Origin of the sequence: Burkholderia sp. BCC0506, from assembly GCF_902833145.1 — a bacterium.
Classification (GTDB): domain Bacteria; phylum Pseudomonadota; class Gammaproteobacteria; order Burkholderiales; family Burkholderiaceae; genus Burkholderia.
The window spans coordinates 122,567-136,947 of the sequence record NZ_CADFEN010000002.1 but is presented as its reverse complement, the minus strand read 5'-3'; the positions used below and the strand labels follow the sequence as shown (position 1 = coordinate 136,947).

General features: G+C 64.8%; 12 protein-coding genes and 1 pseudogene. 7 read left to right on the top strand and 6 right to left on the bottom strand.

What is annotated here, in order from left to right; genetic code table 11:
- Positions 1 to 349: 349 nt before the first annotated feature.
- Positions 350 to 424, bottom strand: a pseudogene (locus tag HWX62_RS32995) (ESPR-type extended signal peptide-containing protein); the annotation flags it as partial.
- Positions 425 to 877: 453 nt separating this feature from the next.
- On the opposite strand from HWX62_RS32995, the gene HWX62_RS04700 reads away from it, so the two are divergent.
- The 4 genes from HWX62_RS04700 (at position 878) to HWX62_RS04685 (ending at position 5,201) form a co-directional block, all read left to right on the top strand.
- A complete protein-coding gene (locus tag HWX62_RS04700) occupies positions 878 to 3,859 on the top strand; it encodes a sensor histidine kinase (RefSeq protein WP_175930316.1) in 2,982 nt (993 codons plus the stop codon).
- A 160-nt stretch (positions 3,860 to 4,019) separates the two neighbouring features.
- Entirely contained in the window at positions 4,020 to 4,529 is a 510-nt protein-coding gene (locus HWX62_RS04695; RefSeq protein ID WP_244135964.1) for a SymE family type I addiction module toxin, read from the top strand.
- Entirely contained in the window at positions 4,529 to 4,849 is a 321-nt protein-coding gene (locus tag HWX62_RS04690) for an XRE family transcriptional regulator (protein WP_175930317.1), read from the top strand. Before HWX62_RS04695 ends, HWX62_RS04690 begins: the two co-directional genes overlap by 1 nt.
- Positions 4,850 to 4,988: 139 nt before the next feature.
- Complete coding sequence (locus HWX62_RS04685) at positions 4,989 to 5,201, top strand: hypothetical protein (protein ID WP_175930318.1); 213 nt, start codon at positions 4,989 to 4,991, stop codon at positions 5,199 to 5,201.
- 97 nt (positions 5,202 to 5,298) lie between these two features.
- On the opposite strand, the gene HWX62_RS04680 is transcribed toward HWX62_RS04685, so the two are convergent.
- The 4 genes from HWX62_RS04680 to HWX62_RS04665 all read right to left on the bottom strand — a co-directional run bounded on the left by HWX62_RS04680 (position 5,299) and on the right by HWX62_RS04665 (position 8,157).
- Entirely contained in the window at positions 5,299 to 5,490 is a 192-nt protein-coding gene (locus tag HWX62_RS04680; RefSeq protein WP_175930319.1) for a hypothetical protein, read from the bottom strand.
- 172 nt (positions 5,491 to 5,662) lie between these two features.
- On the bottom strand, positions 5,663 to 6,505 hold the full coding sequence (locus HWX62_RS04675) for a peptidyl-prolyl cis-trans isomerase (RefSeq protein ID WP_175930320.1): 843 nt from the start codon (positions 6,503 to 6,505) through the stop codon (positions 5,663 to 5,665).
- 534 nt (positions 6,506 to 7,039) lie between these two features.
- Entirely contained in the window at positions 7,040 to 7,804 is a 765-nt protein-coding gene (locus HWX62_RS04670) for a glycosyltransferase family 25 protein (RefSeq protein WP_244135963.1), read from the bottom strand.
- Between the two features lie 38 nt (positions 7,805 to 7,842).
- Complete coding sequence (locus HWX62_RS04665; RefSeq protein ID WP_175930322.1) at positions 7,843 to 8,157, bottom strand: hypothetical protein; 315 nt, start codon at positions 8,155 to 8,157, stop codon at positions 7,843 to 7,845.
- 351 nt (positions 8,158 to 8,508) lie between these two features.
- Here HWX62_RS04665 and HWX62_RS04660 point away from each other — a divergent pair, with 351 nt between their 5' ends.
- Entirely contained in the window at positions 8,509 to 10,080 is a 1,572-nt protein-coding gene (locus HWX62_RS04660; RefSeq protein ID WP_175930323.1) for a hypothetical protein, read from the top strand.
- Between the two features lie 419 nt (positions 10,081 to 10,499).
- Positions 10,500 to 10,958, top strand: coding sequence for a hypothetical protein (locus HWX62_RS32990; RefSeq protein WP_244135962.1), 459 nt, complete (start codon positions 10,500 to 10,502; stop codon positions 10,956 to 10,958).
- A gap of 165 nt (positions 10,959 to 11,123) precedes the next feature.
- Here the strand turns inward: HWX62_RS32990 and leuA are convergent, their stop codons facing one another.
- On the bottom strand, positions 11,124 to 12,833 hold the full coding sequence (gene leuA / locus HWX62_RS04650; protein ID WP_175930438.1) for a 2-isopropylmalate synthase: 1,710 nt from the start codon (positions 12,831 to 12,833) through the stop codon (positions 11,124 to 11,126).
- 963 nt (positions 12,834 to 13,796) lie between these two features.
- Here leuA and HWX62_RS04645 point away from each other — a divergent pair.
- Positions 13,797 to 14,186, top strand: a complete 390-nt coding sequence (locus HWX62_RS04645; RefSeq protein ID WP_175930324.1) for a fucose-binding lectin II — start codon at positions 13,797 to 13,799, stop codon at positions 14,184 to 14,186.
- The last annotated feature ends 195 nt before the right edge of the window (positions 14,187 to 14,381 follow it).

The window sequence follows — 14,381 nt, the reverse complement described above, 5'->3', positions numbered from 1 at the left end:
TGCCGCTGATGCCGGCCTCGGTCGCGGCACTTGCCTGACCTACGCCAGAGCCGTTCGCAGCGCTGTTGTTATACAACTGAAACGACCTTACGTGACCTTCGCTGAGCCTGAACGTGGAGACCGCGGACCCACACCCGGTCAATCGCGTACCCGAGATGGATCCGCCGCCGAAAACCGACCCGTAATAGCCACCGCTACCGCCCGGCGTGCACAGCGTCAGCGAACCATTGCCGTTCGCCGCCTGCGCATTCGCATCGGCCGACATCGCACCGCCGCCCACGCCGGCCATGACCGCCACCGCCGCCGTCACCGACGACCGCATCGCGGAATTCGACTTCGATTTCGTGCGCATCCGCGCCGTTTCGGCTGCCGCCGTCCATGTACCCGTCGTCGCGTTCCAGACGGTGCGATAACTCTTGTTCATGTTGATTGCCTCTGTAGAAAAAAGGGGAGAAGGACGCTCCTCGTCCACAGATGCCAATGTATTGATCGCCTGTCATTTCGATAATCAGACGGCTGGACGTGCGGCGACTTATTTCGTAGGCCCAGTCCTAACATGACGATGCTTGACAATCGGTCGTGCAACACGCGACCCGACGCTACGTTCTCTTGATCGATTCCGTTTGACACGAGCGTATCGCCGGCCTTATATACGCAGCGCGCAACCGATTGCACGAATAGGACTGGTCCTATCCATCGCGCGCGAGTGTTTCGGACTGCCCTACATACAGACCCGCCTGCTATCCCGATAATTTTCCCGTTCCTTGAGCCGGCGGCGCATCGCGCTGCCTTCATGCGGCTCGCGGATATCGTTCGCGTTCCGGCCTCGCCGCGGCGCGTCTCCCGATTTGCGCATTGATTCACCGGTCTTCGTCTCATGCCCATCCGCCACCTCTTCGCGTCCCACACGGATGCCAGCGCGCCGTTCGCGTCGATCGACGACGACGCGCGCGACCTGAGCCTGCTGAACCGCTATCAGCGCTTCACGCTGTACGGCGGCGCGGTCGTGCTGTCGCTCGTGATCCTGATCACGGCCGGCATCCTGCTGGTCGGCTCGGTGCGCGACTACGTCGCTGAGCGGCGCGACCTGTTCATCACGCACAAGGCGCTCGTGCAACTCGAAATGGACGCGAAGCAGGCGTCGATGCGCCGCGCGGTGATCAACGCCGAACTGCTGTGGAACGGTCATCCGCCGCATGCGCGCGAAGCATCCGACGCGCTTCGCAAGGACGGTCACGTACTGCTCGCGCCGATGCGCGGCGTGAGCGAGATCTTCCTGGCCGCGTCGCCCGATGCGCTGGCCAGCGACGAAACCGATCGCTACGTGCAGTTGATGGAGCGACAAACGATTTCAGTTGCTGCCGCCGAACGGCAGACCGGGCGCGCCGTGCGGGGCTACGCGTACAGCCCCGATCGCAACGTGATCGCGATCACGCCCCCGCCGTCGATGCCGTATCCGGACGTGCTCACGCGCATCGGCGTGCCCGACACGCATGCGCTGATCCAACACCTCGCGTTCGATGTGGCCGACTGGTCCGATCCGGCCATCGCACGCTACTGGCGTCTGTCGCGCCGGATCGCGTGGCAGGCGCCGGCGATCGATCCGCTGACCGGCAAGACGGTGTTCCGTCTGGTCGAGCCCGCGTTCGACGGGCAAAAGCATTTCATGACCTTCGTCAGCGATTTCGACGTCGACGTGATCGCCGACCGGCTCAGGCACGCGCCCGAGGACGCCGTCGCGATGCTGGTCGACGAACACGGCCGCGTGGTGCTCGACGCCGATCGCACCGGCGATGCGGAGGACGGCGCCGCGCTGATGAAGCACGCGCTCGCCGAAGGTACGTGGCGACGTGGCCTCGTGCATTTCGACGAAAGCTACCGGCACGGCGTGTTCACGATTACCGACCGGATCTCGGATACCGGCTACGCGATCGTCTATGCGTATTCGTGGCGCACGATCGCCCGGGCGATCTGGTCAACGATGCTGCGCGAATTCGGTGCGACCGCGACCATCCTGATCGTGCTGTGGACGCTCGTGATCGCATTCGACCTGCGCGTGTTCGCGCCGCTGTTCCGCCGCTCGCGCCGCGTGTTCGAAAGCGAGCGGATGAGCCGCACGATCATCGCGACTGCACCGTTCGGCATCGGCCTCGTGTCCCCCGACACGCATCAGGTGCTGCTGCGCAACCGGATGCTCGAGCTGTACGACCGCGAGGCCGGCGACCCGCCGCTGCACGAGCGGCTGCTGGCGCGCTACCGCGAGCACTCGGATGCGTCGCCGGTGCAGCTCGACGTCGAACTGCCGGTGACGCTCTCCGACGGGCGCACGCGCGACCTGCTCATCAATTTCGTCCGCGTGCGCTACAAGGGCAAGGACGCGCTGCTGTGCAGCTTCTCCGACATCACGACGCGCGCCGACGCTGAACGCGCGCTCGATAGCGCGAACCGAGCGAAGTCGACGTTCCTCGCTACGATCAGCCACGAGATCCGCACGCCGCTGAACGCGATGCTCGGCAATCTCGAACTGCTCGACAAGGCACCTGACCCGAGCCGGCAGAAGCCGCGCCTGCATGCGGTCACGTCGGCCGCGCGGATGCTGCTCGACATGCTGAACAACGTGCTCGACATGACGAAGATCGAGGCCGACCGGATGACGCTCGAGGCGACCGGCTTCCGGATCGACGAGCTGATGCGCGACGTCGCGGACCTGTTCGAGCCGGTGGCCGGCGCGAAGGGCATCGCGTTGCGCATCGACGTCGATCCGGCGGTCACGCATACGTATGTCGGCGACCCGATGCGCGTGCGGCAGATCGTCGTGAACCTGGTCAGCAACGCGATCAAGTTCACCGATCGCGGCGCGGTGGCGTTGTCGGTGTCGGCCCCGGGCGGCGACGCGACGCCCGTGACGATCCGCGTCAGCGATTCGGGCATCGGCATGACGGCCGATCAGCTCGCGCACGTGTTCGAGCCATTCGCGCAGGCCGACGAGTCGATCGCGCGCCGCTTCGGCGGCACGGGCATCGGCCTCGCGCTGAGCTACAAGCTCGCGGAATCGATGGGCGGGCGCATCGAGGCGAACAGCGTGCCGGGCGTCGGCTCGACCTTCGTCGTCACGTTGCCGCTGCCGCTCGACCGCCAGCCGGGTGCCGCGCAGGCGCCGTCGGGCGAGGATGCGCCGAACGGACGCGTGCTGTTCGTCGACGACAACCCGGTCAACCGTTCGCTCGTCCACGATCAGCTGGACGTACTCGGCTATCAGGCCGATATCGCGTCGAACGTTGCCGATGCGCTCGATCTGGTGGACCGCCACGACTACGCGGTCGTGCTCACCGATCTCAACATGCCGGGCCTCGACGGCTACGCGTTCGCCCGCGTGCTGCGCGAACGCGGCCGCGTGCAGCCGATCCTGGCGGTAACCGCGCATGCCGAACCGGACGAGTTGCGGCTGGCGTGGGAAGCGGGTATCGACGAGATCGTCACGAAGCCGACGTCGCTGAAATCGCTCGAACAGGCGATCGCGAAATATGCGGGGACGTGGCGGCGGCCGACGTATCCGCCCGCACCGGCGCGCGCGCCCGGCCCGTTGCCGAAAGACCTGCACACGGTGCTCGTCGATGCCACGCGACGCTCGAGCGCGACGATCGCACGGGCCTTGCAGGACGGTGATCTGAAGGTCGCGCGTTCGGAGATTCACAGCATGCGCGGGGCGTTCGCGATGATCGGCGAGCGGGAGATTTCAGGGCTCTGCGCGTCGATGGAAGCGCTGGCGCTGGCGGGCGATGCGGCGGCGTTCGCGCGGGAGTTCGAGCGCTATCGACAGAGCGCGAACGAGATCCTCATGCGGCGTGCGGCGGGGTGATCGAAGCCGTCGGTTGAAACGATTTCTGACACATCGGGAATGAATCGACGATGCAGTCAGCCGGCGCGATTGCGCCGGATTCGTTATGCAGCAAGCGTTTGACGCACTGGCCTGATGGCCAATACCGATGAATTCGTACGTGACTGAACCCTGACGCCGGATGTTCTCGACTAAAGTGGTTGCACGTTTTCGCCAGGATTCTCAGGCCGCTTCGACATGCGATGCATGTGATGATGCGGCGCTCGAAATCCGTTGCGTAAACGAGCGCGGCCCGCAGGTGAAACAGCACCTGCGGGCCGCTGACCACAACCAACTCAACACAGGAGAGTTGACCATGGCTGGCGCGAATCATAACGCACCGACGTATTTCCGCGATCGTTTTGTCTCCCCTCGATCGTCTATTCAATCCCGCCGTATCGTCCCGCACCTCCGGCTCGCCGACATGGCGCCGCCTGTCGTGCATCTGTGGATGAAGCTGTCCGGCCGATGGATCGAGGCGGCGGGCTTCGATCCCGAGCAGCGTCTGCACGTCGAGGTATCGCACAAGCGGCTGGTGATCACGCCGATCGATGATACGGACCCGAGCCCTGCTGGAAAGGATGGATTCCACGATGCCGATTGCGGAACAGGGCAACAGCGGCAACTTTCGATGATGACGGAGGACGCGTAATGCACTACGACGCATCGAATCAACACGCCGACAACGTGCCGGACGATTTCGACTATTACGACGTCGGTGAACTGGCGGCCAAGTCCGCCCTCGTGCTGAAGCTCAACGCCCTGATCGCATCGCGCGGCCTGAACGAGGAAGAGGCCGCGGCGCTCGCCGAGATGGCGCGACCGGCGGTTACGCCCGAGCAGCGCGAGCGGCTCCGGAACGTGACGCTGGATCAACTGATGCTGACGCTGGCGTCGTTCGGCCAGCACGTGGAGATCGTGGTGAAGCCGGCGGGGAAATTCGGGCCGGCGGGGATTACGGTTTCGGTCTGACGGCCTGACCAAAGACCAGCACCATCAGGCATTCACGTCCGGCATAGCTACGCGTCGGTCGAACGTGGAGAAAATCGATACCCGATGGCCAATCGTGCTTGTCCGCGACGGGCAAGCACGAGAGCAAAGTTGAATCACCATGACTATCAAAGCGAACACTCACCGGATTCGAACCGAGGCCGCTTACAAGGCCGCCCTCAAGGGGGTATCCACTCTCGTCGATCTGGATCCGGCGCGAGGCACGCCGCAGGGTGACGAACTGGAGAGGCTGGTGATCCTGGTTGAACGCTACGAGGCCGAGTACGTCCTCAAGAAATGTGTGGCGGCCGGAAGCGCCTCGGCGCTCGCATGAGGCAGCGTTAGGAGTAGGTGCTATCAAACACATAGCATGACGACGGCCGGGCCCAACGGCCGCCGCCGAAGCGGTTCCGGCGCCACACTCGTTCAATTTAACGTGAACAATCGTTACAACCAATCGGACTGGGCTGATTCTGTTCAAGTCGTGCGCGGAGCGCAGCGAACTCATCCGCCATCTCATCGTATGCCGCCTTGATGGCCGGATCGGCAAGCAGGCGCGCCGTGTCGGCCGCGGTATGCGGCACCGGAACATACCGATCTTCGTCTGCGTAAGAATCTGTCATAGTAGATTTCCTCCTTCGATTACCTGCGGACGATACCCGCAATGCTGTGCGAATGAAGTTCAAACAATAGCGACCGTACGTGCTCGACACAAAGAAAAAAGCCGCCACCGTGGTCCACGGCAGCGGCTAACCCGACGGATCACCCGATCCGCCGTCTTCCCGATACACCCGCTTACTGCTGAATCGTCGCCTGCCCGGCCAGCTTGTCCACCAGCGCCGTCATCGCACGCTGCTGCGCCTGCGCTTCGAGCTGCTGACGCAGCACGTTCTTCGCCGCGTCGAAGGTCGGCACGACCGTCGCGCGCTTCTCGTCGAGTTTCACGATCGCGAACGCATTGCCGACCCGGATCGGGCCTGCAACGGCACCCGGCTGCAGCGACGTAATCGCCTGCGCGAGCGGCAACGGCAAACCACCCGTCTTCCCTTCGGCCACCGGTGTGCGCAACTCGACCCACTGCGCGACACCGCCGTTCGGCGTCGTGTTGTACTTCTTCGCCACCGCGTCGAACGCGGCGCCCTGCTTCAGCTCCGCGACCAGCGCGTTCACTTCGGCCGGATCGGCCACGGCGATCACGTCCGCGCGATATTCGAACTGCGCGGCACTCGCGACGATATCGTCGTAACGTGCCTTCACCTGCGCATCGGTCACCGCTTGCGGGCGCACGTTGTCACGCAGGTAGAGATCCGTCGCCGCGACCGTGCGCGCACGCATCACGACGCGATTCACTTCGGGGCGGCTGCCGTAGTTGGCCTTTTCCGCCGCCTGCTCGACCAGATGCTGGGCGATCAGCTCTCGCTTGGCCTGTGCTCGCAGTTCGGGCGTGACAGCCTGCCCGGTGGCTTCGATCATGCTGTCCACATCGCTGCGCGCGATGGGTGTGTCGTTGACGACCGCTTCGACGCCCGGCGGCAGCGGCGTTTCGGTTTTCGTGCCTGCGGCGCGCGCGACGGGAGCGCCGCAGGCGCACGCGAGTGCGATCAGGGTGGAAACAATGGAAATGTGATGCTTCTTCATGACGATTCCTTCATCGATGGAGGGAGATGCCGCGCGCGATGGCGGCCGGGAGGAGATGCGGCAGCTTCACCGCGGGCAACCGATCGGGTCGGTGCCTGACAGGCCGCACGCGCGATCGCGCCACGGCCAGACCTGAAGCGCGAACCGTTCGAGCCGGCCGCGCGTTGCCGAGCAGCGTCGACGCCGTCGGCGGGGCGACGGCGACAGACGAAGGGAAGGACAGCGATGAATGCCCTGCGCTCGCATGAGGCATCGTTCTCCCAACCTGCGACCCGAATGGTGCAGATGCGACCGAGCCCACCGGTCGCCGCAAGGCATTCACCGCTTGCCATCCGGACCGGGCCGTGCAGGCAACGCCGTTCGCATCGGCCGCGTGCGGAGAAAAATGCGCTGCCCGGCGAACGGGCAGCGCGTCCAACGAAGCTGCGCTTCGGATACGAGGTATCGGGCGCAAACCATGCAGCGGCCCGACCTTCGCATTGTCGAAGCGCATACGGCATCGGCACAATCAGCCTGGTCCTATTCCGCATGACGTCACCGTTGAATCGTCGACGTCTCGCGCGCGTTCATCGTCACGGCGAGCGGTGGAAAGGCAGCGACGCTGCGCATCGCGCCATAGAACTTGTTCATCGCGACGTCGATCCCGTAGTTCGGCAGCGTGCGGCCGAGCCCGTGCGAAAACAGCGTCTCCGGTTGCAGCGGAAAGCAGTGATCGAGCAGGAAGCGCGCACCGGCCGGCGAGATCGTGTACGCGCAGATCCCGTAGAACTCGAGCAGGTCCATCACGAGCACGGGGCCGCGGTCGGTGCGGAAATCGTCGACGGCCTGCGCGAGCGCCGCTTCGTCGAAGCGCATCGTCACCGGCGTGCGGCTGTTGAAGATCGCGCCGCGCAGGATCGAATCGAAGTTGTAGCCCCACGCGACGAAGTCGTAGCGGCCGGCATGCGCGGCGAGGAATTGCATCGCCGTTTCGTCGAAGTCCGGGCGGAAGATCGCGTCGTCCTCGACGATCGTGACCAGTTCGTTGCCTGCGGCGATGTCGGTCCACAGGCGATGCGTGGTCATCGCGATGCCGATCGCGCCGCGCGTGTACGGCAACGCCGGCGCGAACAGGCCGCTTCGCGCGATATCGTCATCCGACAGCGCCCGGCCGTCGATCGCATCGACGAATTCGAACGCGAGCGCCGGATTATTCGCGCGAAACGCATCGCGGCGGCCACACTCGCCTCGCAGCGAGATCACGCGAAGCGTCTTGCAGACGGTCGGCGCATCGATCAAGGGAGCGCTGGCGAATGCCATGGCCGGATCGGTTCGGTCGGTCACGGGCATCGACATCGTCACCACCCCGTCACGATCGAAATGCCGAACACGATGCCGACGACGATGCCGATCGTCCGCCCCTGCAACATCGGCTTCAATGCCGCCGGCTCGTAGAACGGATCGACCACATCCTCGCGGTTGCGCCAGGCAGTGACGAGCGGCGGCACGAGCAGCAGCATCGCCATCAGCAAGGCAGTCGCCATCGTCACGACCATGCCGCTCGACGACCAGCGCGTGCCGAACTCGACCACCACATGGACCATCCCGACCGTGGCCGCGCTTGCGACCATTCCGATCACGGTGCCTTTCACCAGAAAATCTGCTGCGCTCATCGTCAGTACTCCCTGTCTGATAGTTGCCGAACGACGTCGGCCGGAATACTGCGTATTACAAAGATCGCCGCACGCGATCTCTATCAGACAGGTCTTATTGGCAGTCTCCGAACCCAAAAATAGGACTGGGACTACGAACGCGACGAAACACGCGTTCGAGACCGGGGGCGTATCGCACGGTCGGATCGATTCGGACTGGTCTTATTCAGTTGCCGGGTGCGGATCCATAAAGTGGACGTCAAGCCGGCGCCATGCTGCTTGTACCCAACACACACAAGCCGCCGGCGCCTCACGACAAACCCCGCCACCGACCGCTGCCTCGACGCGCGGCCGGCCCTCCGGAGCCCCGACATGCAGTTCACGCCCCACGACGCGCCCGCGCTCGCCGATACCGACGACACGATGCTCGCCACGCCAGCCAATGCCGCCTCGCCCGATAGCGACGACGCCGTCTCCACCGCCACGCAAACGCTGATCGATCGCGGTGAGGCCGAGCGCGCCGCCCAACTGGCCATCGCCCATTGGGATCTGCGTCCGGACTCGCCGGCAGCGGCATTCAACTGCGGCTACGCGATGCAGATGGCCGGACGTCACGCGGACGCGATCGCACCCTATCGCCGCGCGCTCGAACTCGCACCCGCGTGGCCGTCGCTGAAGAACAATCTCGCGCTCGCGATCCGCCTCACGGGTGGCGATCCCGAAGTGGAATTCGCGCTCATCGAAGGCGCGCTCGACGACGACCCCGACGACGCACGCGCATGGACCAATGCGGTCATCACGCGCATCGACCGTTTCGATCTCGACGGCGCATTGCGCGCGGCCACCCGCGCGGTCACGCTGGCGCCCGACAGCGCGCTGGCCGTAAACAACGCGGCGACGGCCATGAAGGAAGCGCAATGGTGGGGCCAGGCCGAACGGCACGCGCAACGCGCCGTCGAACTCGCGCCGCACCACCCGACGTATCGTCATAACCTGTCGCTGCTCCAGCTGGCGCGCGGCGACTTCGCGTCGGGCTGGCCCAACTACGAAGCGCGCTGGGAAGGGTCGGCCGAACTGCGCGGCAACCTGCCGGTGTTTGCCGGGCCGCGCTGGCACGGCGAATCGCTGAAGGGCAAGACGCTGCTCGTATGGGGCGAACAGGGCCTCGGCGATGCACTGCAGTTCTGCCGCTACGTACCGCTGCTCGCGGAACGCGTGCATCGCGAAGGCGGCCGGATCGTGTGGAATGCGTTTCCGGTGATGGGCGACCTGTTCGCGCGCAGCCTTGCACGACACGTCGACGTGTTCGACACCAGCATGCGTATCGAGGATCTGCCCGCGTTCGATGTCGAGCTGCCGCTGATGAGCATCCCGGGCATGCTCGGTCTCGACCGCGACGCGCTCGCCACGACGGCGCCGTACCTCCACGCCGATGCGGCAGCCACCGATGCGTGGCGTACGGCGCTCGCGGGCGAAAAGCGGCTGAAGGTCGGCCTCGCGTGGACGGGCAGTCTCTCCCACCAGCGCAACCGCTTTCGCCGCGTGGGCCTCGAACGTTATGCCGAAGCATTCGGCGGCCTGCAGCAGAACGTCGCGTTCTACTCGCTGCAACCGGGCGCGCAGCACGACATCGAGGCCGCCCGCTCGGCCGGCTTCGTCGTGAACGACTGCACACGCGATTGGCGCACGATCGACGACACCGCCGCATTCATCGGCACGCTCGATCTCGTGATCACCGTCTGCACGTCGGCCGCGCACCTGAGCGGTGCGCTCGGCCAGCGCACGTGGGTGCTGCTCGATGCGAACCCGCACTGGGTCTGGCAGCACGATCGCCGCGACAGCCCGTTCTACCCGAGTGCGTCGCTGTATCGGCAGAAGACGTTCGCGGAATGGCAGCCGGTGCTGGACGCCATCGCCGCCCATCTTCGCCATCTGGCGGGTTGACGGTCGCCATCCCGACAGGAGCTTCGTCATGGACTACAACCTCTGCCTCGTCCGCCCGCCCGGCTACACGCATTCGGGCGCCTTCACGGAAGGCGCCGAGGTGATCGCGTACGGGCTCGACGATCTCGGCCACGTCGTGCACGTCAACGAGAACAACATGATGCCGGATGCGCGGAACATCCTGATCGGCTGCCATCTCGCCGATCCGGGCATGACCGCGCACGTGCCGGACGACACGATCGTCGTCAACACCGAGCAGTTGCATGTCGACGAACAGCCGTGGAACCGGAACATCTACCGCTGGGCGTCGCGATATGAAACCTGGGACTACAGCGAACGCAACCTCGCGAAGCTGCGCGGCCTCGGCATCGGGCACGCGCGCTACCTGAAGCTCGGTTTCCATCCGAAGCTGCGTCGCATTGCGCGACGACGTCGATCAGGATATCGACGTGCTGTTCTACGGCACGATCGGCCCGCGACGCGCGGCGATTCTCGATGCGCTGCGGGCACGCGGGCTGAACATCGGGATCGTCGGCGGCGGCATCTACGGTGCCGAACGCGACGCCTTCATCGCGCGTGCGAAGGTCGTGCTGAACCTGCATCACTACGCGTCGCACATCTTCGAGGTCGTGCGCGCGTTCTATCTGATGACGAACGGCAGGGCGATCGCCGGCGAGGTATCGCCGACGACGTCGGTCGATCCCGACTACGCCGACGGCTTCCGCGCGGCGCCGTACGACGCGCTGGTCGACACCTGCGTCGAGCTGGTACGCGATACCGCGCAACGCCACCGGCTCGAAGCCGCCGCGCTGGACACGATCGGACGGATACCGCAGGCGAAGTCGCTCGCGCCGCTGCTGGCGACGCGGACGAAGTGAGGATGTTTCTGGTGTATCCGTCGCGCCCGCATCTCGATGCGAAGACACGCGCGTGGGTGGATTTCATGAAGCAGGCGCCACAGGCGGCGCTCGACGGGCCATGCAGCGCCCCTGCGGGCGACGCGGCCGCTCCCGAGAATCCCGGTGCGACCGCCCCTGCCGCCGTTACGCGACAGCCTGCACCGCCGGCTGGCCGGCAAAGAAGGTTGCCTGCACAACCTCATCCGCACGCGCATACGCGCGGTTCACGCCGCTGATCACCGCACGGATCGACGCGGTCGTCAGGTTCGCGTCGATACCGACACCGAATGCGCTGCCGCGCACGCCCGTACCGGCCAGCTCGGCGATCGCGATCGCCTTCGCATCGGCGCCCTGCGACAGCGCGCGTTCCTCGTAATGCTGGATCCGCAGCGGCGTGTGCAGCGCATGCATCAGCGCGTCGAGCGGGCCGTTGCCCTCGCCGCGCAGCACGCGCCGCTCGCCGTGCACGTCGGCGGTCAGCACGATCGTCTCGCGGCCGTCGCGTTCGGTCAGTTCGTGGCTGACATAGCGCAGCGGCGTGGCGCCGTCGACGTATTCCTGCTGGAACAGCGCCCAGATCTGCGCGCTCGTCACCTCCTGGCCGCTGTCGTCGGTCAGGCGCTGCACGGCCGCGCTGAAATCGACCTGCATGCGGCGCGGCAGCGCGACGCCGTAGCCCTGTTCGAGCAGATACGCGATACCGCCCTTGCCCGACTGGCTGTTCACGCGAATGATCGAATCGTACGTGCGGCCGAGATCGTTCGGATCGATCGGCAGGTACGGGACTTCCCACATCGCGTCGGCGCGCTGCACGGCAAAGCCCTTCTTGATCGCGTCCTGGTGCGAGCCCGAGAACGCGGTGAATACGAGGTCGCCGACATACGGATGGCGCGGGTGGACCGGCAACTGTGTGCATGCCTCGGCCGTGCGCGCGACTTCGTTGATCTGCGAGAAATCGAGGCCCGGATCGACACCCTGCGTGTACAGGTTCAACGCGAGCGTCACGAGATCGACGTTACCCGTGCGTTCGCCGTTGCCGAACAGGCAGCCCTCGATCCGGTCGGCGCCGGCCATCACCGCGAGCTCGGCCGCGGCGACTGCCGTGCCGCGATCGTTGTGCGGATGCACGGACAGGATCAGCGAATCGCGGCGCGCGAGGTTCCGGTGCATCCATTCGATCTGGTCCGCATAGTAGTTCGGCGTGCCGATTTCCACCGTGGCCGGCAGGTTCACGATCGACTTGCGCTCGGGTGTCGGCTGCCACACGTCGAACACCGCGTCGCAGACTTCCTTCGCGAAATCGAGTTCGGTCGCCGTAAATGTTTCGGGGCTGTATTGCAGCGTGAATTGCGTGTCGGTCGCCGCATCGGCGCACCGCTTGATCGTGCGCGCCGCGTTCACCGCGAGCTGCTTCACGCCGTCGCGATCGAGGCCGAACACGATCTTGCGGAATTCCGGCGCGGTTGCGTTGTACAGGTGCACGATCGCGCGCTTCGCGCCGCGCAGCGACGCGAAGGTGCGCTCGATCAGGTCGTCGCGCGCCTGCGTCAGCACTTCGATCGTCACGTCGTCGGGAATATGGCCGCCTTCGATCAGTTCGCGCACGAAGTTGAAATCGGTTTCGGACGCGGACGGGAACGCGACCTCGATCTCCTTGAAACCAATCGCGACCAGCGTCTTGAACATCCGCATCTTGCGCGTGGCGTCCATCGGTTCGAACAGCGCCTGGTTGCCGTCGCGCAGGTCGGTGCTCATCCAGATCGGCGCCTGCGTGATCGTGCGCGACGGCCACGTGCGGTCGGGCAGGTTGACGGGCGTGAACGGTCGGTATTTCGTCGCGGGGTTCTTCAGCATCATGATGTCGGTCCTCGGTCTGTTTGTCGGTGAAGCGCGGCGCGGCGGCCATCGGCATCGGGAGCCGGCTACGCACGCCGCGGTGAAAACGGCAAAAAGCGGCACAACGGCAAAGCGGTACGGCAAACGACGGCCTTGGCGGTTGAGCGACCGGGACGGAGCGGAGTGGTGACGAAAGAAGGACGAACTCAGGCGCCGGTCGACAACCGGGGCCAGGTCGGTGATACGGGGAAAATCTGGCGCTTCAGGAAAGAAGCAAATGGAAAGCGCGCAGCCGCAGACCCAGCCCGGAGAAGCGGGCTAGTAGTCGTAGCGAGAAGGAGAACTGGGCGGCGTGCATGACCGGCATCAAATCACAGGGTGCCTGTGGCTGTCAACCGGATACGCACCGATCCCGATCCGTCCCTCGACACGCGCGCTGGCGCAGAATCAGTCCCGTCCGATAGGCGGCGGCTTCCCCCATCGATATGCTTCACGGGTGCGGCGCCAGTGAGGTCCTATTCATGTTCGGAGTGAGTCGGTCCATCCTCTTCGCCGGTTGCCGCACCCCCCTCCTCCCCTGCAATCGGGCTTCGGTGTGGGCGTTCGACGGTGGCCGGTGGGCGCGGCCACGACAGAGATGCCGATGTTGAAACGAAACGCTGCCATATGCGAACGCCGAGCGTCTGCTCCGAAGTCCGATTGCCCCCGCCGCTCCCACTCCGCCTTCGCATTGCGCGCTCGCGCATCATTCAGGAAATCGATACACGCATCGATATCGTTTATCGAATATATCCAAATCCGCTTCATTAAGCACATTTCATTAAATCGATCAGCGTTGCTTTCCGATTTACTGAACAATAGCCATTCTCACCAGAATATTTTTTTATTTATTTTTCGCCATGCTTTGTATGTCGTGTTTCAAACGGCAAACGTTTGCGCGACAAGGCTCACGCCTTATCCAATACTCATCAGGAGGCAAGCATGGCCGACTCTCAAACGTCATCCAACCGTGCCGGCGAGTTTTCGATTCCGCCGAATACCGATTTCCGCGCGATTTTCTTCGCGAATGCCGCCGAGCAACAGCATATCAAGCTGTTCATCGGCGACAGCCAGGAACCCGCCGCCTATCACAAGCTGACGACACGCGACGGCCCGCGCGAAGCCACGCTGAATTCGGGCAACGGGAAGCTTCGCTTCGAAGTCACCGTAAACGGCAAAAAGTCGGCGACGGACGCACGCCTCGCGCCGATCAACGGCAAGAAATCGGACGGCTCGCCGTTCACGGTCAACTTCGGGATCGTCGTGTCGGAAGACGGTCACGACAGCGACTACAACGACGGCATCGTCGTGCTCCAGTGGCCGATCGGCTGACCTGACGCGCGATCGACGATCGAGCGCCGCCGGCCGCTTCCATGGCGGCCGGCGGGTTCTCGGCTGAGCGGCAGCCGCCATGAAGCATCGCAATGGCGACGGGGCCAACCACACATTGCGAATCGTTCGAGCAGTCATTTGCAGTCCCACGCTTTGCTCCGCACGCTGCCCGGTAAATCCGTTCGCCGGCCGTGC

Bases quoted from the DNA above. Each gene is read 5' to 3' on its own strand.
- HWX62_RS04700 (WP_175930316.1), top strand. From the start codon at position 878: ATGCCCATCCGCCACCTCTTCGCGTCCCACACGGATGCCAGCGCGCCG.
- HWX62_RS04695 (WP_244135964.1), top strand. From the start codon at position 4,020: ATGTTCTCGACTAAAGTGGTTGCACGTTTTCGCCAGGATTCTCAGGCC.
- HWX62_RS04690 (WP_175930317.1), top strand. From the start codon at position 4,529: ATGCACTACGACGCATCGAATCAACACGCCGACAACGTGCCGGACGAT.
- HWX62_RS04685 (WP_175930318.1), top strand. From the start codon at position 4,989: ATGACTATCAAAGCGAACACTCACCGGATTCGAACCGAGGCCGCTTAC.
- HWX62_RS04680 (WP_175930319.1), bottom strand. From the start codon at position 5,490: ATGACAGATTCTTACGCAGACGAAGATCGGTATGTTCCGGTGCCGCAT.
- HWX62_RS04675 (WP_175930320.1), bottom strand. From the start codon at position 6,505: ATGAAGAAGCATCACATTTCCATTGTTTCCACCCTGATCGCACTCGCG.
- HWX62_RS04670 (WP_244135963.1), bottom strand. From the start codon at position 7,804: ATGGCATTCGCCAGCGCTCCCTTGATCGATGCGCCGACCGTCTGCAAG.
- HWX62_RS04665 (WP_175930322.1), bottom strand. From the start codon at position 8,157: ATGAGCGCAGCAGATTTTCTGGTGAAAGGCACCGTGATCGGAATGGTC.
- HWX62_RS04660 (WP_175930323.1), top strand. From the start codon at position 8,509: ATGCAGTTCACGCCCCACGACGCGCCCGCGCTCGCCGATACCGACGAC.
- leuA (WP_175930438.1), bottom strand. From the start codon at position 12,833: ATGCTGAAGAACCCCGCGACGAAATACCGACCGTTCACGCCCGTCAAC.
- HWX62_RS04645 (WP_175930324.1), top strand. From the start codon at position 13,797: ATGGCCGACTCTCAAACGTCATCCAACCGTGCCGGCGAGTTTTCGATT.